Consider the following 22,859-nt stretch of genomic DNA (forward strand, 5'->3'; position numbering starts at 1 on the left):
CGCGGGTGATGCCTATTGCGGCGGAGGGACGGCCTCGACATCCGGTACCGTCGGCAGCACGCCGAAAAAGGCGACCGCCAGGCGGTTGGTGATGTCGGACAATTGGCATTGTATCAGATCGATGAATTCATGCAGCCCCGCGCCGAGAATCTCGTCGATCGTCTTGGTCGACAGAACGGCGTGCAACTCGTCGACCGCGTTGCAGGCATCGCTGCCGCCGCGCAGCGAATAGCGCGACCGGAGTTCGTTCAGGTAATTGTCGATCTCGCGCAGGCACAGATAGACCGAGCGCGGGAAACGGTGGTTCAGCAGCAGGAAGCCCGCGACCCGTGCCGGCGTGATGCCATTCGAATGCAGGCGTCGGAAGGCGTGGTAGCCGGCGGCCGAGCGCAGCAGCGCGCTCCATTGGCTGGCATCGACCGGCGAGCCGACGTCGGCCGTCTTCGGCAGCAGCAGATGATACTTGATGTCGAGCAGGCGGGTCGTCTGGTCGGCGCGTTCGATGTAGCGGCCGAGCTGGTAGAAATACCAGCCCTGGTCGCGGAAGAACGTGCCCTCGGTGATGCCCGTGTGGGTCTGGCAGGATTCCTTGATCCAGGCGAGCGATCGGGTCAGCGTCCCGGGCGCCAGATCGACTTTGTCGATCGCCTTCAGGCGATTGTAGAAAACGTTCAGGTGCACCCACATCTCGGTCGAGATCAGCGGCCGCAAGGTGCGCGCATTCTCGCGCGCAGCCCGGATCGCCGCGATGATCGAGGTTGGGTTCTCGACGTCGGTCACATAGAACCGGATCACCGCGTCGGCCGTCGCGATCGGGTGCTTTTCGAAGAATCGCTTCTCGTCGGCGTTCAGCTGGACGATCGACAGCCAGTTCTGGCTGCCGCGCGCATCGCGGCTGAAGGTCTCGTTGACGTCGAGGATGCGGGCGAGATCTTCGGCGCGCTCGACGAAGCGAGCCAGCCAGAAGATGCATTCGGCATAGCGGGAGAGGAGACTACTCAAGCACCCACGTGTCTTTCGACCCGCCTCCCTGCGAGGAATTGACGACGAGCGAACCGCGCCGCAAGGCGACGCGGGTGAGACCGCCGGGCAGCACCCAGGTCTTTTCGCCGGTGATCGCGAAGGGGCGCAGATCGACGTGGCGCCCCTCGATGCCGCCATCGACCAGGGTCGGTGAAACCGACAGGCTGATGACGGGCTGGCTGATGTAGTTGGAAGGATCGGCGATCAGCTTCGCCCGGGCCTCGGCCAGTTCGTCCTTGGTCGCCTTCGGGCCGATGGTGATGCCATAGCCGCCGGCCTCGCCCACAGGCTTCACCACCAGGTTGTGCATGTTGTCGAGCGTATACCGCAGCGCATCGGCCTCGCGGCAGATGTTGGTCTCGACGTTGGGCAGGATGGCGTCCTCGCCCAGGTAATATTTGATGATGCGCGGCATGTAGGCATAGACCGCCTTGTCGTCGGCGACGCCGGTGCCGACCGCGTTGGCCAGCGAGACGTTGCCCGCGCGATAGGCGCGCATCAGGCCCGGCACGCCCAGCATGCTGTCGGGCAGGAAGGCTTCGGGGTCCAGGAAATCATCGTTGAGGCGGCGATAGATCACGTCGACCCGCGACAGGCCGCTGATCGTCCGCATGTAGACCTTGTCGTTCTCGATCAGCAGGTCGCGGCCCTCGACCAGCGGCACGCCCATTTCGCGCGCCAGGAACACATGCTCGAAATAGGCCGAATTATAGGTGCCGGGCGACAGCAGGACCACTTGGGGGTCCTCGACGCCGCCCGGTGCGATCTCCTGCATCGCGGCCTGCAGCATCAGGCCGTAATTGTCGACCGGCCGAATGCCGATGCCGTTCATCAGGTCGGGGAAGGCGCGCGCCATCATGTGGCGGTTCTCGATGACGTAGCTGACGCCGGACGGCGTGCGCGCATTGTCCTCCAGCACCAGGAAGGTGCCGTCGCCGCCGCGCACGATGTCGGTGCCGCAGATGTTCACATAGGACTTATGGGGCACGTTCACGCCCTGCATGATCGGGCGATAATTGGCATTGCCCTTGATCAGCTCGGCCGGGACGATGCCGTCCTTCAGGATCTTCTCGTCGTGATAGATGTCGTCGAGCAGCAGGTTGATCGCGGCGACCCGCTGGATCACGCCCCGTTCGATGTGCGTCCATTCCGCCGAGGACAGCACCCGTGGGATGACGTCGAACGGCAGGATCCGGTCGATCGCATCCTTGTCGGAATAGACGGTGAAGGTGATGCCCAGGTTATAGAGCTCGGCCTCCGCATCCGCCGAGCGCCGCTGCAGCCCGTCGATGGTCAGGTCGGCCAACCGATCGCGGATCGGTTGGTTGGCCGCGCTGCGCAGCATTTCACAGTAAAACCCCTTCGGGTCATACCCGTTGAGAACAGAATCGCCGCGTTCATCCGCCATGCTACGCGTCCCGTATGCCGTGCCACGTAATCGCCTGATCGATCGGAATAATTCTGCCGATCGGTTCCTGTCCCACCGATTATTGCCTGCCGCATTGCGAATAAGCCAGCGGGATTATTGCCCATGATTTGGGCGGCGACTTCAGGCTTTTCGGCCGTCGGTGCGAATGATGACGAGGCCCGACAACAGGTCGTGAAGCGCGCGATTCCGCGGCGTTATCAGCGCGACCAGCAGGATCAGCCAGCTGGTCAGCGCGACGGTTGCGTAAAACAACAGCGAAAAGATCAGGGCCTGGACGAAATCCGGGCGCCGGCCGTCGGTGCGCAGCACCCGGATCGAGACCAGCCGCATGCCCCAGGTCGCCGATCGCAGGCCGCCGATGGTGAACGCGCCATAGAGCGTGCCGACCGCCGGCAGCAGAAAGAACAGGACGCCGAGCAGGCCGAGGCTGAAGATCGTCAGCAGGGCGAACAGCGTCTTGAGCAGGCCCGCGATCACGGCGATGAAGACCAGGTCGAGCAGGTAGGCCAGGACCCGCCGCGTCAGCACGTCGCGGAACGCATCCCGGTCGGTCACGATGGACCGCGCGGTGACGGAGGGACGCATGAATTCCCGTCGGGGATCGGCCATGGGTTATTTCTTCGGCGGCGGGGCTGGAGCGCCGGCCGGCGTGGCAGGTGCGGCCGGGGCGGCCTCGGGTGGCGGCTTGTTGTCGCGCAGCACGACGATGCTGATCCTGCGGTTCTGCGGCGAGCCCGGATTGTCCTTGATCATCGGATCGGTATCGGCGCGGCCGACCACCGTCTCGATCCGGTCCGGCGGCAGGCCGGCCGCGACCAGCGCCCGCCGGCTGGCGTTCGCCCGGTCGGTTGACAATTCCCAGTTCGAATAGTTGCCGGGGCGGACGAACGGCGTCGCGTCGGTGTGGCCGGTGATGGCGATCTTGTTCGGCAGCTTCTCGATTGCCTTCGCCACCGTCGACATGAGTTCCTTCGCCTTGTCGTTCATCTCGGTGGCACCGAGCGGGAACATCGAGTTCTTGTCCTGGTCGACCAGCTGGATGCGCAGCCCCTCCGACGTCCGTTCGACCACCAGGTTCTGCGCCAACTGCTTCAAGTCCGGCACCTGCTGGATCGCCTGGCGCAACTCCTGTTCCGCCTTGGAGAATTGCGATTCCTCGCGCGCGGTCTTCAGCTTCTCGAACTGCTCCTGCGTCATCTTGCTGGGGTCGACCTTGCTGAGGTCGAGCTTCGACAGATCGAGCTTGGACACGTCGACCTTGGCGAGGTCGACCTTGTTCGGGTCCAGCAGAGCCTGGTCGGCCTTGGCGTCGTTCGGCTTCAGCGCGTTCGCGCGGTCGTTCGGGTCGTTCTTGGCGCTGTCGGAATTCTGGAAGCCGGACGAATTGGCGTTCGCCTCCTTGTCGTTCGGTGCCTTGCCCGGCTCGTCGTCATTGTCGTCGTCGTCGAAATCCTGGGGCTGGTTGAGCGCGGTCGTGACACCCGGCGGGGCCGAGGTCGAGACCTGCGAGCCCGGCTCGGTCATGGTCCGACCACCCAGCACGCCACCGGCGCCGGACGTGATCGATTTGGTAGCGAGCGAAGGGGCGAAATAGTCGGCGATGCCGCGCTTCTGTGCGTCGGTCGTGGCGTTCAGCAGCCACAGCAGCAGGAAGAACGCCATCATCGCGGTCACAAAGTCGGCGTAGGCCACCTTCCAGGCGCCGCCATGATGGCCGCCGGCAACCTTCTTGACCTTCTTGACGATGATCGAGTTCGACTTGGCCATGCGCGCGTCCGGGATCCGATGCCGTTCGGCCCGTCTTCAAGACGGCCGGGAAGGGCGGGCACCACGAAACTTGCCCACCCTTCCCTATGTGTCAGTCCGAGCTTAACAATCCGTTTAGCATAAGGTCCGGATCAGCCGAGAGCGTGCTTCAGGTCGGCCTTGAGGTCGTCCAGGTCCTCGATGCCGACCGACAGGCGGCACAGCGTGTCGGAGATGCCGAGCGCCAAGCGCTGCGGTGCCGGGATCGAGGCGTGGGTCATGATCGCCGGATGTTCGATCAGGCTTTCGACGCCACCCAGGCTCTCGGCCAGCGAGAACAGGTGGGTCCGCTCGAGGAAGCGCCGGGCATCGGCGATGTCGCCCTTCAGCGTCAAGGTGATCATGCCGCCGAAGCCGTTCATCTGGCGCTTGGCCAGGGCATGATGCGGGTGGCTTTCGAGACCGGGATAATAGACCCGGTCGACCTTCGGATGGGCCTCGAGCCACGCGGCGAGTTCGGCGGCCGAGGCGCAATGCTGCCGCATGCGCAGCGGCAGGGTCTTCAGGCCGCGCAGCGCCAGAAAGCTGTCGAACGGCCCGGCGATGGCGCCGACCGCGTTCTGCAGGAAGCCCAGGCGGTCGGCCACGTCCTGGTTGTCGCCGACCACGACCACGCCGCCGACCATGTCGGAATGCCCGTTCAGGTACTTGGTCGCCGAATGCATGACCAGGTCGAAGCCCAGCTCGATCGGCCGCTGCACGATCGGTGAGGCGAAGGTATTGTCGGCGGCCGAGATGATGCCGCGGCGCTTGGCGAGTGCTGCGACCGCTTCGATGTCGATCAGCTTCAGCATCGGGTTCGACGGCGTCTCGATCCAGATCAGCTTCGTCTCGGGCCGGATCGCCGCCTCGATCGCGTCGATGTCGCCCATGTCGACCAGCGTGAACTTCAGCCCGGCCGAACGCTGGCGCACCCGGTGCAGCAGCCGATAGGTGCCGCCATAGAGGTCGTCGGACGCGATGACATGATCGCCGCTGTCGAGCAGGTCGAGCACGGTCGCGATGCCGGCGAGGCCCGAGGCGAACGCATAGCCGCGCTGGCCGCTCTCCAGGTCCGCGATGCAGCGCTCGTAGGCCATGCGCGTCGGGTTCTGCGAACGGGAATATTCATAGCCCTTGTGCTTGCCGGGGCTCTCCTGGACATAGGTCGATGTCTGGTAGATCGGTGGCATGATCGCGCCGGTCGCCGGGTCCGGCTCCTGGCCCGCATGGATCGCACGCGTCGCGATGCCGAGGCGGTTTTTACTGGTCGAATCAGTCATTTGCAGAAGACTCCTCAGGCGACCTTGTGGCGCAGATGATTGAGCAGGTCGATGCGGGTGATGATGCCGAAGAACCGGCCGTCCTCTTCGACGACGGCGACCCGATCCTGGGCGAAGATCGGCAGCAGGGCCGTGATGTCGGCATTGGGTGCGATCGTCTCGACGCGGGCGACCATGGCCGCGCGGACCGGCTGGTCGAACCCTTTGGGATCGCTGGTGACGGCCAACAGCAGGTCCGACTCGTCGATGATGCCGATCAGCTTGCCGTTCTCGATGACCGGCAGCTGCGAGACTTCATACAGTTTCATACGACGATACACGATCAGCAGCCGGTCCTCGGGCGCCGCGGTGACGGCGCCGCCATCCTCGTAGCGTCGGCTGATCAGGTCCTTGAGGTTGCCCTCGCTGGGTCGGCTGAGCAGCCCCTGGTCGATCATCCAATAGTCGTTGTACATCTTCGACAGGTACTTGTTTCCCGTGTCGCAGATGAAGGTCAGGACGCGTTTCGGCTCCGTCTGTTCGCGGCAGTATTTCAGCGCCGCGGCGAACAGGGTTCCGGCCGACGAGCCACCGAGGATGCCTTCGGTGCGCAGCAGGTCGCGGGCGGCGAGGAAGCTCTCCTTGTCCGAGATCGGATAGGCCGCGCTCACCAGCGAGAGATCGCAATTCGTCGGCACGAAATCCTCGCCGATGCCTTCGACCAGCCAGCTGCCCGGCTCGGTCATCCGGCCGGTCTTGACCAGGTCGGTCAGGATCGAGCCGACCGGATCGGCCAGCACCATCTGGATGGCGGGGTTGACCCGCTTGAAGAAGCGGCCGAGGCCGGTAAGCGTGCCGCCGGAGCCGACGCCGACCACGACCGCGTCGAGCTGATGGCCCATCTGGGCCCAGATTTCCGGTGCGGTCCAGGTCTCGTGGGCCAGGGGGTTCGCAGGATTGATGAACTGGTTGACGTAGAACGAGTTCGGAATCTCGCGTGCCAGCCGCTCGGCGATATCCTGATAATAGGCCGGGTCGCCCTTGACCACGTCGGACCGGGTCAGCCGCACCTCGGCGCCCAGCGCCTTCAGGTGGAACACCTTGTCCTGGCTCATCTTGTCCGGCACGACCAGGATCAGCTTGTAGCCCTTCTGGGCGGCGACCAGGGCCAGGGCCAAGCCGGTATTGCCGGCGGTCGCTTCGATCAGCGTCCCGCCGGGCTTGATCTTGCCCTCGCGCTCGGCCGCTTCGATCATGGTGAGGCCGATGCGATCCTTGATCGATCCGCCGGGATTCTGATTCTCCAGCTTGACGAACAGGCGGCACAGGCCGGTCTCGATCTGCTTGATCTCGATGATCGGCGTATCGCCGATCGATTCCAGAATGTTGCCGTTGATGGCCATGGCGGTTCTCCGAAGCACGATTGGACGGGGCCGTCGTTGGTGGGCGGCCCCTTTGCCATGCCTGATAGCAGCTTTCGAGCAGGTTCGCGAACCCCGCCGCGCATGAGCTTAAGCCGGCAAGTGCCGTAGGAATTCCCAAAGTTTTTGGGCATCCCCGCCAGTATCGGGAAATTTTGAGCCGATGGTACCAGAATGGAGGAAATGTTTTGGCCATGCGGCTCGGCGGCAGGCACAGGGTCGGTGTGCGGAAATCTCACTGGACCCGATAGCTACCTCTGCTTATAAGAAGCTAGCATATCATAAGGTAGCTTATTCATGCCGGACGAGGCGTCGACCGATCAGCTGCTGCATACCCTGGGTTTCCTGATGCACGACGTCGCGCGGATGCACCGCAAGCGCTTCGAGCAGCGAGCCCGCGCGGCCCGGTTCGACCTGACGCGGGCGCAATATTCCGTGCTGGCTCACTTGTCGCGCCATGAAGGCTGCAACCAGAGCTTCCTGGCCCAGATCCTCGAGATCGAGCCGATCACGCTGATGAAGCAACTCGATCGCCTGGAGGAACTGGCGCTGATCGAGCGCCGCGCGGCCCCGGCCGACCGGCGGACACGGCATCTGCATCTGACCGCCGCGGCGCGGCCTTTGCTGGATCGAATCCATGAGATCAGCAAGGAAGTGCGCGAGGAGGCGTTGGCCGGGATCGCCGCGGTCGATCGCCAGCGTCTTTGGGAAATCCTTTCCGCGATGAAGCTCAATCTCGCCGGTCGGGTCGATATGGACCTGGCCAGCGCCCCGGTCGAAGCACGAGGCACCCATGGTTGACGATGGCGCCGTCGGAACGCGCGCGGGCATCTCGCGGGCTCCGGCCAAATCACCGACGCGGTTCGTGCGTCCCGTCCTCCTGGTCCTGGGCCCGGTCGTGGCGGTCGTAGCGGCTGTGACGCTCTATCTCATGGGCGGACGCTACGTCTCGATCGACAATGCCTATGTCCAGGTCGACAAGGTCGCGGTCGCGACCGATGTTTCCGGCCTTGTCGCCAGCGTCGAGGTCGCCGAGCACGAGACGGTCAAGGCGGGGCAGGTGCTGTTCCGGCTGGACGACCGGCCGTTCCGGATCGCGGTCGAGCGTGCGGCTGCGGGCCTGTTGAGCGCCAGGAACGAGCTGGAAAGCCTGAAGGCCGGCTATCAGCAGAAGCAGGACGAGATCCAGCTGCTGCAGGCCGACCTCACGTTCTTCGATCGCGAATTCAAGCGGCAGGCCGATCTGTCGGCCCATGGCGCCGCCACGGCGCAGCAGTTCGACCTGTCCCAGCATCAGGCCGATACCGCCCGCCGCAAGCTGGCCGCGTCCCAGCATGAATTGGCGGCGCTGGGTGCCGAGCTGAGCGGGCAACCGGACCTGCCGATCGAGCGGCAGCCACGCTATCTCGCCGCCAAGGCGATGCTCGATACCGCCCAGTACGATCTCGACCGCACGGTCGTCAAAGCGCCCGACAATGGGGTCGTCGCCAACGTCTCAACCTTGCGGCCGGGTCAATATCTGGCAGCGGGCACGCCGGGCTTCAGCCTGATCGAGACCGATCGGATCTGGATCACGGCCAATCCCAAGGAGACCGAACTCACCTACGTGCATCGCGACCAGCCGGTCGACATCACGGTCGATACCTATCCGGGCGTGACCTGGCACGGCACGGTCGAGAGCGTCAGCCCGGCCAGCGCCGCCGAATTTTCCATGCTGCCGGCGCAGAACAGCTCCGGAAACTGGGTCAAGGTCGTGCAGCGCATTCCGATGCGGGTCAAGATCGTGCACCAGGACGGCCAGCCGACCTTGCGCGCCGGCATGAGCGTGGTGACCGACATCGATACCGGCCATCGCCGCCATCTGGCCGACCTGTTCTCGGGCCTGTTCTGAACGGCCGGGCGGGGTAGCGCCGATGACGGCCAAAACACCCCATCGCGCGGCGATCACGGTCTGCGTCATGCTGGCGACGATCATGCAGGCGCTCGACACGACGATCGCCAACGTGGCGCTGCCCTACATGCAGGGCAGCCTGTCGGCGTCCCAGGACCAGATCAACTGGGTGCTGACCTCCTACATCGTGGCCGCCGCAATCATGACGCCGCCGACGGGCTGGCTCGCCGGCCGGTTCGGCCGCAAACGGCTGTTCCTGGTCGCGGTCGTGGGTTTCACCGTCGCATCGATCCTATGCGCGATCGCGACGTCGCTGCCGCAGATCGTGCTCTACCGACTGCTGCAAGGCGTGTTCGGCGCCTCGCTCGTGCCCCTGAGCCAGGCCGTTCTGCTCGACATCTACCCGCGCGAGCAGCAGGGTTCCGCCATGGCCATGTGGGGCGTCGGCGTCATGGTCGGACCGATCCTGGGTCCGACGCTCGGCGGCTGGCTGACCGAGCATTACGACTGGCGCTGGGTGTTCTACATCAACCTGCCGATCGGCATCCTGACCTTCATCGGGCTCTCCACCTTCCTCAGCGAGACCGCGCGCAATGCCGCGGCCAAGCTCGACTGGTTCGGCTTCGGCATGCTCAGCCTGGCGATCGGCGCCTTGCAGATGATGCTCGACCGGGGCGAGCAGCTCGACTGGTTCAGTTCGATCGAGATCATCACCGAGGCCACGGTCTCCGCCGTCGCGTTCTACCTGTTCCTGGTGCACAGCTTCACGGCCAAGAACCCTTTCGTGCCGCTGCGCCTGTTCCGCGACCGGAATTTCGCGACCGGCATCGGCTTCATCTTCGTGGTCGGCATCATCCTGCTGGCCACGCTGGCACTGCTCACGCCGTTCCTGCAGACCCTGATGGGCTATCCGGTCGTGACCGCGGGCCTGGTGCTGGCGCCGCGCGGCGTCGGCACCATGCTGGCGATGCTCGTGGTGGGGCGGCTGGTCGGCCGGGTCGATGCGCGCCTGCTGATCCTGAGCGGGCTCAGCCTGACCACGCTGGCCTTGTGGCAGATGACCCATTTCACCCAGGACGTCTCGCAAGGCGCGCTGATCGAGAGCGGGTTCATCCAGGGGGCGGGCCTGGGCCTCATCTTCGTGCCGCTCAGCACCAACACGTTCGGCACCCTGGCGCCGGCCGACCGGGCGCAGGGCACGGGCCTGTTCAGCCTGATGCGCAACCTGGGCAGCAGCATCGGCATCTCGGTCGTCTTCAGCCTGCTGACCAGCGAAACCCAGGTCAACCACGCCGATCTGGCGACGCGGATCACTCCGTTCAACCGGCTGCTCCAGGCCCCGCCGTTCGACCATTTCTGGAACCCGGCGACGCTCGCCGGTCGCGCGGCGCTCGACGCCGAGCTGACCCGCCAGGCGACGCTGATCGGCTATCTGGACGCGTTCAAACTGATGCTGATCGTCAGCGTTCTGGCCATGCCGCTGGTGCTGCTGTTGCGCAAGCCGCGGAGCGCCGCGCCCGATCCCCACGCGGCCGCGGCAGCGATGGATTGATGAGGACCATTTCATGCTGAAAGCCTGGGCTTTGCCCTTCGTCGCCCTGTCGTTGCTGGCGCAGCGGGGCCATGCCGAAAGCCTGAGCGACACGCTGGCCGACACCTATGCCGGCAATGCCACCATCCAGGCGCAGCGCCTGGCACTTCGCGGCACCGACGAGCGCCTGTCGCAGGCGATGTCCGGTTGGCGGCCCCAGGTCAGTCTGACCACGTCGATCACGCGCGGTCCCCAGGAATTCGTGTTCGTGCCGAACCACGATCAATGGCTGACCGCCCGGAACGTGGCGCTGCAGATCCTGCAGCCGCTCTATCGCGGCGGCAGCACGGTCGCCGGCGTGGCGCAAGCGAAGGCCGAGATCGGTGCCGGCCAGGCCGAACTGAGCGACGTCGAGCAGCAGCAGCTCTTTGGCGCTGCGGCGGCGTACCTCGACGTCTATCGCGATCAAAGGCTGGTCGAGTTGAGCCGGAACCTGGTCGACGTGCTGTCGGTCAACGAGCGCAATGTCCGCTCGACCTTCCAGGCCGGCGCCGCGACCGAGACCGATACGTCCCAGGCAGCGGCGCGCCTCGAAGGTGCGGTCGCGAGCCGGCTGGCGGCCGAAGGCGGGTTCGCCACCTCGCGGGCGAGCTTCAAGTCGATCGTCGGGCGCGATCCGGGCGCCCTGGAACCGCCGACCCTGCTCGGCGCATTGCCGGCGAACGAGGCCGACGCCCAGACGGTCGCCGCGACGCAGCATCCGGCCCTGCTCGCCGCCCGTCAGCGCATCGAGGCGGCGGGGCAGAAGGTCGATGTCCTCCGCGGCCAATTGCTGCCGAGGGTCGACGCGGTCGGCGCCCTGCAGCATGAGGACGACGTGTTCACCCGCGGCAACCGGCTGAATTCCGCGACGGTCGGGGTGCAGGCGTCCGTGCCGCTTTACGAGGCCGGCCATACCTATTCCGAAATCCGTGCCGCTCGCGAAGCGGTCGCCCAGGAACAGAAGATCGAATTGCAGACCGAGCGAGATGTCGCCCGGCAGGTGACGGCGGCCTGGAACCGCCTCGTCGCCGCTCGCGCCCAACAGGATCAGTTCAAGGCCCAGATCGAGGCCAACCAGGTGGCGCAGCGCACGACCCGCGATCAGGTCACGGCCGGCACTCGCACGCGCCTCGACCTGTTGAATGCGGAGCAGGAGCTGTTTTCGAGCCGAGTCAACCTGGTCGCGGCCCAGCATGACACTTACGAGGCGAGCTTTCGACTGGAGCTGGCGGCCGGAACCTTCACGCCGAAGGCGCTGGGTCTGGCGGTCGACAGCTACGATCCGACGCGGCACCTGGACCAGGTGAAGGACAAGTGGATCGGGACGATGCCACCGGCAGCGGAATGACCGTGCGGCCCTTCGGAAAGGCTATGGCCCCGGCGAGCGCATCGCCGGGGCCATAGGTCGACAGCAGGCCTCAGCTCTTGGTCGGTTCGAGATGGACGTAGGCCGGCAGCTTGATCTCCGCGCCCGCGCCGGCCTTCGGCCACAGCGTGACCTGCTTGCCGTCCTGCCATTGCAGGGTGACGCCGGTGACGTTGTCCGGGCCGTAGATCATCGCATGGGTGAACTCGCTGTCCTTGCCATAGAACTGCACCCGGCCGATCGTGCCCACATAGTCGGTTTTCTCGATCGCATCGACCAGCTTTTCAGGATCGCTCGAACCGGCGCGCTTCACCGCCTCGGCCACCACGTTCACCGCGTCGTGGGTCGAGAAGCCGGTATACGGCGGCGGCTCGCCGAACCGCTTGGAATAGGCTTCCATGAAGGGCTGCGTCTTGGGCGTGAGGGTCGCGCCCGGCGCTGCAGCCGACTGGGTGATCACGCCGGCGGCGGCGCCGTTCGTATCCTTCCAGAACGTGCCAGAAGTCGCCTGCGACGATTGGCCGAGCATCGGGATGGGCACCTGCTGCTGGGCCGCCTGCACGGTGGGCTGGACGCCGACATGGCTGATGCCGGTCACGATGACGTCAGGCTTTTCGCCTTCGATCTTGTTGAAGATCGGCGTGAAGTCGGTCGTATCCGGCGAGAAGCGGATGTGATCGAGCACCTTGACCCCAACCTTGGGCAGGCATTTCAGGTACTCGGCGTCGAGGGGCGTGGTCCAGGCGGCATCTTCGCTGAAGATCACCGCCGTCTTGACGTTGTATTTCGACAGCACCAGCGCCTTCGTGGAGTCACAGACCGAATCTGCGATGAAGGCCGAGGTCATCCATTCGTGGAACGTGTACCGGTTGTGGGCATAGTCGTCATGGACGTGCTTGCTGATGTCGTTGCTGGCGGCGCCCGTGGTGATGAAGGGAACGTGCAGGCGGGCCGACCAGGGTTGCAGCGCCAGAGCCACTTCGCTGATGTAGGTGCCGATGACGGCGCTGACCTTGTCTTCGCTGACCGCGCGCTGGAACGCGCGTACCGCGTCGGTGGACGAGGAATGGTCGTCATAGATCGTCAGCACGATCTTGCGCCCGTCGACGCCGCCGGCCGCGTTGATCTCGTCGGCCGCCATCTGGGCGCCCTTGCTGATACCGGCACCAGCGATCGCCGATTCCTCGGAAATGATGCCGATCTTGATCGGTTCCTTGGTCTGTGCCCAAGCCGGCATGGCCAAGCTGCCGGCGATGGCGGTCGTGGCCAGCAGCCCGACCCGTAGACCGAACGTCCGTTTCGCTATGGTGTGCATGTCCCCTCCCAAAATCGCTCCACCCTGAGTCATTCGCGGGCGGTTCTCCTGCTCCCGTCTTGACCGTGGTTTCTTATGGCTTGATTGGCGCGCAGCACGGTCGGCCAGCAGGATGGGCGCAATCATCACACAAAACGACGCATCAGTGGTATGGCGCAGCGACGCATCCTTTTCGGATCGCATGGCGGGGGGAGACATCGAATTGCAGAGCAAGTTCCGGGGGGCGACGTGCGGGCAGTTCAGGCGAATTGAACCATCCTTTCAACCTCACCGGTGCAACCTGCCATGATCACCTTCTACGACTACCTGCCGTCTCAGAATGGCTGGAAAGTGCGCCAGCTTCTGCGTCACCTTCAGATGCCGTATCGCACGGAAATCGTCAGCATTTTCGAAGGCCGCGGGCAGACCCCGGATTATCTGGCGATCAACCCGACCGGCGCGGTGCCGGCGATCCGCCTCGAGGACGGTCGGGTGCTGGCCGAGTCGAACGCCATCCTCTGCTACCTGGCGCACGGCACGGCCTATCGCCCGACGGACCCGTTCGCCGATGCCAAGGTCCTGCAATGGCTCTCGTTCGAGGCCGACTACGTGCAGAGCACCATCGGCAGCCTGCGCTATTGGACCCTGACCGGAAAGCGTCCGGCCCGGCCGGCCATGCTGGTCAATTCGAAGGAAGCGGCAGGGCAAAAGGCGCTGGCGATTTTGGATAGAGAACTCGGCACCCGCCCGTTCGTGGCCGGCGACAGCTACTCGATCGCCGACATCTCGGTCTTCGCCTACGCGCATCTGGCAGCGGATGCCGGGATTTCGACGGCACCCTATCCGCATTTCGAAGCCTGGATCGATCGCGTCAGGGTGCAGCCGGGGTTCCTCGATGAGGAATATGCCTATGCCATCGACCCGCACGCGAGCGTGGAATTACCCTGATCAGTCGAAGGTCACGCCCAGCGAGGCGAGGGCTTGCCAGTAGCCGGGGTAGGTCTTCGCCACGCAGCCGGGATCGAGGATGCTGATTCCGCGCAGCTTGAGGCCGGCCAGCGCGAAGCTCATGGCGATGCGGTGGTCGGCATAGGTCTCGATCCGGGTCGGCAGGCGCTGTCCGGCGAGCGAGGGATCGGCGGCGACGATCAGGTCGTCGCCGTCCTCGCGGCCAAGGCCCGGCCGGATCCGCGACAGTTCGGTAGCCAGTGCGGCGACCCGGTCGCACTCCTTGACGCGCAGGTTGGCGATGCCGGTAAAGCGGACCGGCGTCGCGTTGAACATGGCCAGCACGGCCAGGGTCGGCACCGCGTCCTGCATCTGCGCGCCATCGATGACGGCCGGCAGGTGAGGGAAGGCGGCAATGAGTTCGTAGGCGCGCGCGTCGGGCTGGGTGAAGGCGTCGGCCGGCGTGCCGAGATCGATCGACCCGCCGGTCAATGCCTCTGCCGCCCAGAGATAGGTCGCGGCCGAGGCGTCCGGCTCGACGACGAAGTCGGTTGCCCGATAGCCGGTCGGGGCAACCCGCCAGGCCGCCGGACTCGTCCGCTCGACCCGGGCGCCGAAGCTCGCCATGGCCGCGAGCGTCAGGTCGACATAGCCGCGGGCGCCGATCTCGGTTCCGGTCAGCGCGACGTCGATCGGGCCACGGCCGCAGGCTGCGGCCATCAGCAGGGCCGAGACATACTGGCTCGACAGGCCGGCGTCGATTTCGACCCGGCCGGCATCGAGGCCCCCACGGCCCTTGATCGTCACCGGCGGGCAGCCGTTTGCCGTCGAAGCCTCGACGCCGAGCGCCCGGAGCGCCGTCACCAGCGGGCCGATCGGCCGCTTGCGCATATGTGGGTCGCCGTCGACCACGACGGTCCCGTCGACGATCGCGGCGGCTGCGGTCAGGAACCGGGTCGCCGTGCCGGCATTACCCAGGAACAGCGGGCGCGCCGGCGCCCGCAGCCGGCCGTCGCCGGTCACCGTGAAGCTGGTCGCATCCGGCTCGGCGATTTCGACACCCATCTCGCGCAACGCCTCGACCATCCGCGCGGTGTCGTCGCTCTTGAGCGCGCCGGTCAGCCGGCTGGTGCCGTTCGCCAGCGCCGCCAGCAACAGCACCCTGTTGGTGATCGATTTCGAACCTGGCGGCGCCACGCGCCCCCGCAACGCGCCGATCGGCGGGTTGATCGTCAATTGGGTGCGGTCGAGGAAAGGGTGGGGCATCGGCATTCCGACTTTCAATGCCGTCGAGCGGTGTTAGTGCGACTTGTCTTCCGAGAACGCCTTGTAGGCGATGACCGTGAAGGTGTCCTTGACGCCCGGCAGGGTCTGCAGCTTCTCGGTCACGAAGCGCCCGATGTCAGTGTCCTCGTCGAGGTAGCACTTCATCATCAGGTCCCACTGGCCCGAGGTCGAATAGACCTCGGAAACCTGCTCGATCTCCTGCACGGACTCGTCGGCAACGATATAGGCCTTGCCGAGTTCGCACTTCACATTGACGAAGATGGTCTTCATGGGCTGCAGGCCTCGGACGATCTTGGAAGGCCGGAAATCAGGCGCCGCGGGCGCTGATCTTCACCGGACGGGCGAGGAAGGCGGGCAGATGATCGCCGAATCCCACCACGCGTTCGTCGTCGTCCTCGTCGCGGCGGCGATGACCGCGGGCGTTCGAGATCGGTGTTACGGTCGCGCCGGCGCTGGTGCCGGTCGGGCCGCCCATCTGGATCGGGGCGGGGCCGCTCGACCGTGTCTCGGTGCGCGGCTCGTGCTTCACCGGCTTGCGATCGCGGTCCCGGCTGCGCTCGCGCTTGGCCGGACGCTCGGCGGCGACTTCCTGCTCGATCGCTTCGACCGGTGCCGCAACCGCTTCGACGGGGGCATCTGCGGCCGGGGTCTCGCGCCTGGAACCACGGCGGGGGCGTTCGCCCCGTCCTGCCGCGGGCTCGCTCCGACCGCCGCGGCTCCGACGACGCGGCGCGTCCTCGGCGTCGAATTCCGGATGCTCGAAGCCTTCGACCGTCAACACGGGGATTTCCTTCGCGGTCAGCCGCTCGATCGCCTTCAGCGCCTTGCCTTCTTCGGGCGTGGCGATGGTGAAGGCGCGGCCCTGGTTGCCGGCGCGGCCGGTGCGGCCGATGCGATGGACGTAATCCTCGGGATGGATCGGCACATCGAAATTGAACACATGGCTCAAGCCCTGCACGTCGAGGCCACGGGCGGCGACATCGCTCGCGACCAGGATGCGGACTTCGCCGGCGCGGAACTTGTCGAGCGTGGCCGTGCGCAGCGACTGCGCCAGATCGCCGTGGATCGGCAGGGCGTCGAAGCCGTGGCGGGCCAGGGATTTGTGCAGGACGTCCACATCGCGCTTGCGGTTGCAGAAGACAATCGCGTTCTTGACGTCTTCGGTCTCGATGAACTTGCGCAGCAGGCGGCGCTTTTCCTCGGCCCAGACGACGGTTACCGACTGGGTCACCGTGATCGCGGTCGTCGCCGGGCGGGCGACGGTGATTTCCTTGGGGTTCGTCAGGAACGCATCGGCGAGGCGCCGGATCTCCGGCGGCATGGTCGCGGAGAAGAACAGGGTCTGGCGGATCTTCGGCAGCAGCGAGACGATGCGCTCGATATCCGGAATGAAGCCCATGTCGAGCATGCGGTCGGCTTCGTCGATCACCAGGATGCGCACGTCCGACAGCAGGATCTTGCCGCGGTCGAACAGGTCCATCAGGCGGCCCGGCGTCGCGATCAGCACGTCCACGCCGCGATCCAGCTTGCGCTCCTGGTCGGAAAAGCTCTCGCCGCCGATCAGCAGGGCCATGGTCAGCTTGTGCTGCGCGCCGTAGGTCTCGAACGCGTTCGAGACCTGGGCGGCCAATTCGCGCGTGGGTTCCAGGATCAGCGTGCGCGGCATCCGTGCCCGGGCCCGGCCCGAAGCCAGGATGTCGATCATCGGCAGCGTGAAGCCCGCCGTCTTGCCCGTGCCCGTCTGGGCGCAGCCCAGCACGTCCCGCCCCTGGAGAACATAGGGGATGGCCTGCTCCTGGATCGGCGTCGGCGTGGTGTAGCCGGCGTCGGTGATAGCCTTCAGCAGGTCCGGCGAGAGACCAAGGTCAGCAAAATCGGTCAAGGGCGTTTCGATCCCCGGTTCAAACAAGTGTGCGAGCATGAATAGCGCTGTAATTGGTCCGGTTTGCGCCAAAAGTCAAAGCAGTTGATGGCTCTTCCCAGGAAGCCCAGCCATGCGGACATCGATTCCTCGTTGAACTCGCGGTCGCCGCCCCGTCTCATGGCGCCTCGGTCCCGGCTCCAGTCCTGGAGTGGCGGGGGCAGCGGGAGGCTTCCATGGCAGAAAAGCAACGGCTCCTACTTTTACCTGGGCTGTTGTGCGATGACGCCCTCTGGCAATTCCAGCGCGAGGCGCTGGCCGATATCGCGGATGTCACGATCGCCGACCTGACCCGCTCGGACTCGATCGTTGCCATGGCCCGCGATGCGCTGGCGGCCGCGCCCGACCGCTTCGCTCTGGCCGGACTGTCGATGGGCGGCTATGTAGCGCTCGAGATCATGCGCCAGGCGCCGGAGCGGGTCACTCATCTGGCGCTGTTCGACACTTCGGCCCGGCCCGACACCCCCGAACTCACCGAGCGGCGCAAGGCGCTGATCGACCTCGCGAACCGTGGCAAGTTCAAGGGTGTGACGCCGCGCCTGCTGCCGTTGTTGCTGCACAAGGACCATCAATTTCCGCCGCTCAGCACGATCGTGGTCGACATGGCAACCCGGGTCGGTCAGCCGGCGTTCATTCGCCAGGAGATCGCGATCATGAACCGATTGGACAGCCGGCCGTTTCTCAAGCACATCAAGGTACCGACCCTGGTGCTGGTCGGCGAGGACGATCAGCTGACGCCGGTGGTGCTGCACGAAGAGCTGGCGGACGGCATCGCGGGATCGGAATTCCAGATCATCGCCCGGTCCGGGCACCTGACGACGCTCGAGAAGCCCGACATGGTGAACCGCGCGATGTTCGACTGGCTGACGACCTGATGGCCATCGCCTCGACGACCGTCGTCGCCGGCCCGCATCCGGGCATGGGGTTCCGGCAGTTCGTGGCGCTGATCGCCGCGATCATGGCGGTCAACGCGCTCGCGGTCGACACCATGCTGCCGGCCCTGCCGCAGATCGGCGATTCCCTCGGCATCCCGACCGAGAATGCCCGGCAATGGATCATCACCGCCTACCTGCTGGGCTTCGGCGTGGCGCAGATCCTCTACGGTCCGCTCGCCGACCATTTCGGCCGTAAGCCGATCCTGCTGGGCGGGCTGGTCTTCTATGCCATCTTCAGCCTGGCGGCGGCGCTGTCGACCTCGTTCGAGATGATGCTGATCGCCCGCGTCCTGCAGGGCATCTCCGCCGCCTCGTCGCGCGTGCTCGTGGTGTCGATCGTGCGCGACTGCTACTCGGGCCGAAAGATGGCGCGCGTGATGTCGCTCGCCTTCATCGTGTTCCTGGCGGTGCCGATCCTGGCGCCCTCGATCGGCCAGGCGATCATGCTGGTGGCGCCATGGCGCGGCATCTTCGTCGGCCTGACCCTGTTCGGAACGGCCGTACTGGTCTGGGCGACCCTGTGCCTGCCCGAGACGTTGCACGAGGAGGATCGGACGCCGACTTCGGTCGCGAGCGTGCTGGCCGCGTTCCGCCTGACCCTGACCAGCCGGGTCGCGGTCGGCTACATGTGCGGCATGACCCTGATGTATGGCGGCCTGGTCGGGTTCATCAATTCCGCCCAGCAGGTGTTCGTCGACGTCTTCCAGGCGCCGCGGATGTTCACGACGATCTTCGCGATGATCGCCGTGTTCATGGCGTTCTCTTCGCTGCTGAATTCGCGCATCGTCGGCCGATTCGGAACGCGCGTCATCTCGCACTCCGCCTTGATCGGCTACATCGTCGTGGCGACGGTGCATGCGGTGATCGCGCTCAGCGGCTACGAGACGATCTGGAGCTTCGCCTTGCTGCAATCCTGCATGATGTTCTGCTTCGGCCTGGTGGGTCCGAATTTCGGATCGATGGCGATGGAGCCCCTCGGCCATGTCGCCGGGACCGCCTCATCGATCCAGGGCTTCGTCAGCACCGTCGGCGGCGCGCTGGTGGGATTCTACGTCGGCCAGCATTTCGACGGCACGGTGGTGCCGCTGACGCTCGGCTTTGCGCTGTGCAGCACCCTGGCTCTGGTCGCGGTGCTGGTGGCCGAGCGGGGACGGCTGTTCCAGCCGACCGCGGGCGGCATCGCCAGCGTCGCCGACATGGTGCACTGAGCCGTCAGCCTTCGGTGCGGACCCGGCTGCGCAGCAGCTCGCCCTGTTCCTTCAGCACGGGATAGGCCGCGGCTGCAACCAGATGGGCGTTGACCCGCTTCAGGTCGCGGATCAGGTCCAAATGCAGCGAGCTCGTCTCCGCCGTGGCGCCGCCGCCGTTGCGCAGGCGCATGAAATGCGCCTGGGTCGCCGCCGCCTCGATGTCGCGGAACGCTTCCTTCTCGTCGGCCAGCAGGCGGGCTGTCCGTGCGTCCTCGGTCATGAACACGGCGGCTGAGGATCGCAGGTTGCGGCACAGCCGGTCGATCATGCCCAGGATCTCGGCCTGCCCATCCTTGGACAGCTTCAACCCGCGCTTCAGCTGGCGGCCGACGATGCCCATGATGTCCCGGTCCAGCACGTCGCCGGCATGTTCGATGTTGGTCGCGAAGGTCAGGATCTCGAGCAGGCGGCGATTGTCGGCGTTCGCCATCGAATCCGGGTCGAACGCGGTCAGATACTCCTTGATCGCCGTATTGAGCCCGTCGAGCGTGTCGTCGATCCGTTTGGTCTCCGCGATCTTGGTCCGATCGCCCTTTTCCAGCGCATCCGCGGCGCTGCGCAGCATTGCCTCCAAGACGTCGGCCATGCGCAGCGCTTCGCGCGAAGCGCCGGCGAGGGCGACCGACGGCAGCTCGCGCGCGGCGGGGTCCAGATAGAGTGGCAGTGACGGATCGGCAGCCTCGAGCCGGTTCGGAATCCACCGGCGCAGGAGGCGGGAGAACGGTTCCAGTACCGGGAAGAACAGCACGGCCAGCGCGAGATTGAAGGCGGTGTGGAAATCGGCCACGGCACGCGAGGCGTCGGGTTCGATGGAAACCAGCGCCGGTCCGATCCAGTCGAGGCAGGCGAGGGCGACGGCGCAGCCGATCACGCGATTGAGCAGGTTGCCGAGCGGCAGGCGCTTGGCCGCCGGATCGTTGCCGCTGGCGCCTTCGAGCACCGGATTGATCGCCGTGCCCAGATTGGCGCCCAGCACGAGGGCGAAGGCGGCGTGCGGCGGGATCACGCCTTTGGCCGCGAACGACATGATCAGCAGGATGACCGCGACGCTCGAATGGGCGAGCCAGGTCAGCGCCGCCGATAGCAGCACGGCCACGATCGGCACGGTCGCGATCATGCCCAGCAGGATCCGCAGGCTCGGTACGTCCTCGAACGGGGTCAGGACGTGCAGCAACTGGCTGAGCGCGATCAGCATCAGGCCCAGCCCGATGCCGACGCGACCGAGGTCGCGGGTCCGGGTCATCGTGCCGCGCCGGAACATCATGACGCCGATCAGCACGAACAGCGGAGCGACGCGCGAGACGTCGAACGACAGCAGTTGGACGATCAGGGTCGTGCCGACGTTGGCGCCCAGCATGACGGTCAGGCCCGAGACCAGATCGATGAAGCCGCCGGCGGCGAACGACGAAACCATGAGGCCGGTCGCCGTACTGCTCTGCAGGATGGCCGTGACGCCCAGCCCCGCCAGAAACGCCTTGAACCGATTGCCGAGCGCCGCACCCAGGATACGCCGCAGATCCGGGCCGAAGGTCCGCTGAATGCCGGTCTGCACCATGTGAACGCCCCAGAGGAGCAGGGCGATCGACCCGGCGAGGTCGATGAAGGTCAAGGTCGTGTCCAAGAGAATTGGGGCTCCGATCGTCCGAGGGCGGAATCCCTAGTGTAAGACCGGCGTCGCGAAATGGAACCCGTTTTCGACCAGAAGCGGGGCGTTGGACTCACGGAAGTCACGGATCCTTCAAGCCGGTTCGGGCGATCTTCGGGAGGTTCAAACTTGAAAGGAGCATTCATCCATGCTGCAGCAATCCACGAAGTTCTTGCCGGTCCTGGTGGCCGGATTGGCGCTTGCGGCGCCGTTCACCGCCCGGGCCCAGACGGCAGTCGCGACCGCGCATCCGCAATATACCAAGGCCCTTACCGATCTGCGCCTGGCCCGGGCGCTGCTGATGGTGCCGGACGACACCCCGGCCAAGAAGTTCTCGGTCACGGCCGCCGGCGACATCGATCAGGCGATGGCCGAGATCAAGCGCGCCTCGATCGACGACGGAAAATCGCTCGACGACCACCCGCCGATCGATGCCAACGTCTCCCATCGCGATCGCCTGCATGAAGCCCAGGCGCTGATCGAAAGCGCAACGCGCGATCTGAATGCCGAGGAAGACGACAAGGCGGCGCTCGGTTGGCGCGCCAAAGCGACCAAGGACGTCGCCGATGCCCACGCCTTCGTGCTGGCCGCCGTCAACAACGAAAAGGACAAGCCGAAGAAGTCGTGATCGTGCTCGGGAGGCATCGCGCTCAAAGGTCGAGCGTGATGCCTCGGTCGGCGAGGGCGGCACGGAACGGCGCGGCAGCCGTGAAGGTGATGGCGTCCATGCCCAGGGCTTGGGCGGCCGCGACATTGTCGGCGCGGTCGTCGACGAACACCACCTCGTCCGGCCGGCAATCCTCGAGTTCCAGCACGCGGCGAAACGACGCCGGATCGGGCTTGATCAGGCCCAGCTCGTAGGACAGGTAGGCATGATGGCTGTGGGCCAGGGTCGGATAATAGGCCGTCACATGCGCCCAATGGGCTGCATTGGTGTTGGAGAACAGGACGACCCGATGGCGCCGGGCGAGCGCACGGACCACCGGCTCCATATCAGGTTCTTCGCTGAAATGGCTGCTCCAGATCCCGAGGAAAGCCTCGTAGGTGGCTGAGAAATCGTAATCGAACACCAGCCGGGCATGTAACTCGAACACGCTCAGATGCCCGGTGCCGATGATTTCGTCATGGACTGCGTCGACCAGCTTCTGCCGGGCGGCGAATGGATCGGCGCAGCGCGCGGCCAGGCGGTCGTACAGCAGCCCATTGTCGTGGCGGACGAGCACGCCGCCGACGTCCAGGATGAAGACGGGCTTGGCAAGCGGCTCGACCGGCCCCGCAGAAACTGTCATGGCGTCACCTCTGGTCCCGCCGGGTGGATCGCCAGCGTGAGATAGCGGACGGTCTTGCTGCCGCCATGAATCTCGGCCCGACCGACCGCGACGAAACCCAGGGCGGCGTGGAACGCGTCCGATGCTGGATTGGGCGGCTGCGCATTCACTTCGCATACCACCTGGTCGTGCCCGGCGGCTTCGGCCCTCGCGATCAGATCGGCATAGAGCTGCCGGGCATAGCCTCGTCCCCGGGCCTCGGCAGCGACCGCGATGCGGTCGATATAGACGAAGCGGGCAAGACGCTCGCGGAACCACAGATAGTTCGGGCTGTCGTAATCGGCATCCTGGTCGAACGCCAGCAGGAAGGCCTCCGCCGCGCCGATCCGGCGCGCATAGAACGCCCCGTCCACCAGGGTGCTCAACCGTGCCGGCTGGAGCAGCGACAATTCGATGGCATGGGCATTGTTGAGCGCGAGGATCTGCGCTTCGACATCCGGCGAAATCGCCTGGGCGATGGAAGCAGGTGCCTCAGCACAGAGGGGTCGGCCAGAGGTCATC

Annotated in this window: 21 protein-coding genes; 8 read left to right on the plus strand and 13 right to left on the minus strand. The window is 65.7% G+C overall.

Annotated features, from left to right (window positions below):
• Positions 1-12: 12 nt before the first annotated feature.
• The 6 genes from VGV37_RS26205 to VGV37_RS26230 form a co-directional block, all read right to left on the minus strand.
• On the minus strand, positions 13-1,002 hold the full coding sequence (locus VGV37_RS26205) for an alpha-E domain-containing protein (protein WP_326882753.1): 990 nt from the start codon (positions 1,000-1,002) through the stop codon (positions 13-15).
• On the minus strand, positions 995-2,368 hold the full coding sequence (locus VGV37_RS26210) for a circularly permuted type 2 ATP-grasp protein (protein WP_326882754.1): 1,374 nt from the start codon (positions 2,366-2,368) through the stop codon (positions 995-997). Before VGV37_RS26210 ends, VGV37_RS26205 begins: the two co-directional genes overlap by 8 nt.
• Positions 2,369-2,572: 204 nt before the next feature.
• Complete coding sequence (locus VGV37_RS26215; RefSeq protein ID WP_326882755.1) at positions 2,573-3,061, minus strand: RDD family protein; 489 nt, start codon at positions 3,059-3,061, stop codon at positions 2,573-2,575.
• A 3-nt stretch (positions 3,062-3,064) separates the two neighbouring features.
• On the minus strand, positions 3,065-4,219 hold the full coding sequence (locus VGV37_RS26220; RefSeq protein ID WP_326882756.1) for a flagellar motor protein MotB: 1,155 nt from the start codon (positions 4,217-4,219) through the stop codon (positions 3,065-3,067).
• A 131-nt stretch (positions 4,220-4,350) separates the two neighbouring features.
• Positions 4,351-5,520: a cystathionine gamma-synthase gene (locus tag VGV37_RS26225; RefSeq protein WP_326882757.1), complete on the minus strand. Its 1,170-nt coding sequence runs from the start codon at positions 5,518-5,520 to the stop codon at positions 4,351-4,353.
• A gap of 14 nt (positions 5,521-5,534) precedes the next feature.
• Positions 5,535-6,902, minus strand: a complete 1,368-nt coding sequence (locus tag VGV37_RS26230; protein WP_326882758.1) for a pyridoxal-phosphate dependent enzyme — start codon at positions 6,900-6,902, stop codon at positions 5,535-5,537.
• Between the two features lie 315 nt (positions 6,903-7,217).
• Here VGV37_RS26230 and VGV37_RS26235 point away from each other — a divergent pair, with 315 nt between their 5' ends.
• From VGV37_RS26235 to VGV37_RS26250, 4 genes are read left to right on the plus strand one after another with little or no spacing between them, the layout of a single operon-like run.
• Positions 7,218-7,721 carry a MarR family transcriptional regulator gene (locus VGV37_RS26235; protein WP_326882759.1) on the plus strand — a complete coding sequence of 168 codons (504 nt, stop codon included), beginning with the start codon at positions 7,218-7,220 and terminating at the stop codon, positions 7,719-7,721.
• The gene (locus tag VGV37_RS26240; RefSeq protein ID WP_326882760.1) at positions 7,714-8,811 is read left to right on the plus strand and encodes an HlyD family secretion protein; all 1,098 of its coding nucleotides are present in this window, start codon (positions 7,714-7,716) and stop codon (positions 8,809-8,811) included. The genes VGV37_RS26235 and VGV37_RS26240 overlap by 8 nt, the downstream gene beginning before the upstream one ends.
• Positions 8,812-8,833: 22 nt before the next feature.
• Positions 8,834-10,363 carry a DHA2 family efflux MFS transporter permease subunit gene (locus VGV37_RS26245; RefSeq protein WP_326882761.1) on the plus strand — a complete coding sequence of 510 codons (1,530 nt, stop codon included), beginning with the start codon at positions 8,834-8,836 and terminating at the stop codon, positions 10,361-10,363.
• A gap of 13 nt (positions 10,364-10,376) precedes the next feature.
• Positions 10,377-11,732 (plus strand): TolC family outer membrane protein, encoded by a 1,356-nt coding sequence (locus tag VGV37_RS26250; RefSeq protein WP_326882762.1) that lies wholly within the window; start codon positions 10,377-10,379, stop codon positions 11,730-11,732.
• A gap of 70 nt (positions 11,733-11,802) precedes the next feature.
• Here VGV37_RS26250 and VGV37_RS26255 read toward each other — a convergent pair whose 3' ends face one another.
• Positions 11,803-13,065 carry an ABC transporter substrate-binding protein gene (locus VGV37_RS26255; RefSeq protein ID WP_326882763.1) on the minus strand — a complete coding sequence of 421 codons (1,263 nt, stop codon included), beginning with the start codon at positions 13,063-13,065 and terminating at the stop codon, positions 11,803-11,805.
• A 285-nt stretch (positions 13,066-13,350) separates the two neighbouring features.
• Here VGV37_RS26255 and VGV37_RS26260 point away from each other — a divergent pair, with 285 nt between their 5' ends.
• Positions 13,351-13,992, plus strand: coding sequence for a glutathione S-transferase family protein (locus tag VGV37_RS26260; protein WP_326882764.1), 642 nt, complete (start codon positions 13,351-13,353; stop codon positions 13,990-13,992).
• Here VGV37_RS26260 and VGV37_RS26265 read toward each other — a convergent pair whose 3' ends face one another.
• The 3 genes from VGV37_RS26265 to VGV37_RS26275 are packed head-to-tail and all read right to left on the minus strand — an operon-like array spanning position 13,993 to position 17,161.
• Positions 13,993-15,258, minus strand: a complete 1,266-nt coding sequence (locus VGV37_RS26265) for a 3-phosphoshikimate 1-carboxyvinyltransferase (protein ID WP_326882765.1) — start codon at positions 15,256-15,258, stop codon at positions 13,993-13,995.
• Between the two features lie 33 nt (positions 15,259-15,291).
• Positions 15,292-15,549 carry an Lrp/AsnC ligand binding domain-containing protein gene (locus tag VGV37_RS26270; protein WP_326882766.1) on the minus strand — a complete coding sequence of 86 codons (258 nt, stop codon included), beginning with the start codon at positions 15,547-15,549 and terminating at the stop codon, positions 15,292-15,294.
• Between the two features lie 37 nt (positions 15,550-15,586).
• The gene (locus VGV37_RS26275) at positions 15,587-17,161 is read right to left on the minus strand and encodes a DEAD/DEAH box helicase (protein WP_414638104.1); all 1,575 of its coding nucleotides are present in this window, start codon (positions 17,159-17,161) and stop codon (positions 15,587-15,589) included.
• Between the two features lie 53 nt (positions 17,162-17,214).
• Between VGV37_RS26275 and VGV37_RS26280 the strand changes: the two genes are divergently transcribed.
• Both VGV37_RS26280 and VGV37_RS26285 read left to right on the plus strand, forming a co-directional pair.
• Complete coding sequence (locus tag VGV37_RS26280; protein WP_326882768.1) at positions 17,215-18,075, plus strand: alpha/beta hydrolase; 861 nt, start codon at positions 17,215-17,217, stop codon at positions 18,073-18,075.
• A complete protein-coding gene (locus VGV37_RS26285; protein ID WP_326882769.1) occupies positions 18,075-19,343 on the plus strand; it encodes a multidrug effflux MFS transporter in 1,269 nt (422 codons plus the stop codon). Before VGV37_RS26280 ends, VGV37_RS26285 begins: the two co-directional genes overlap by 1 nt.
• Positions 19,344-19,347: 4 nt before the next feature.
• Here VGV37_RS26285 and VGV37_RS26290 read toward each other — a convergent pair whose 3' ends face one another.
• Positions 19,348-21,006: a Na/Pi cotransporter family protein gene (locus VGV37_RS26290; RefSeq protein ID WP_326882770.1), complete on the minus strand. Its 1,659-nt coding sequence runs from the start codon at positions 21,004-21,006 to the stop codon at positions 19,348-19,350.
• Between the two features lie 172 nt (positions 21,007-21,178).
• On the opposite strand from VGV37_RS26290, the gene VGV37_RS26295 reads away from it, so the two are divergent.
• Positions 21,179-21,658 carry a hypothetical protein gene (locus VGV37_RS26295; protein WP_326882771.1) on the plus strand — a complete coding sequence of 160 codons (480 nt, stop codon included), beginning with the start codon at positions 21,179-21,181 and terminating at the stop codon, positions 21,656-21,658.
• A 22-nt stretch (positions 21,659-21,680) separates the two neighbouring features.
• On the opposite strand, the gene VGV37_RS26300 is transcribed toward VGV37_RS26295, so the two are convergent.
• Together VGV37_RS26300 and VGV37_RS26305 are read right to left on the minus strand one after the other, a co-directional pair.
• Complete coding sequence (locus tag VGV37_RS26300; protein WP_326882772.1) at positions 21,681-22,319, minus strand: HAD-IA family hydrolase; 639 nt, start codon at positions 22,317-22,319, stop codon at positions 21,681-21,683.
• Positions 22,316-22,858, minus strand: coding sequence for a GNAT family N-acetyltransferase (locus VGV37_RS26305; RefSeq protein WP_326882773.1), 543 nt, complete (start codon positions 22,856-22,858; stop codon positions 22,316-22,318). The genes VGV37_RS26300 and VGV37_RS26305 overlap by 4 nt, the downstream gene beginning before the upstream one ends.
• Position 22,859: the final 1 nt, after the last annotated feature.

This window comes from Aliidongia sp. (assembly GCF_035943795.1).
GTDB lineage: Bacteria > Pseudomonadota > Alphaproteobacteria > ATCC43930 > CGMCC-115725 > Aliidongia.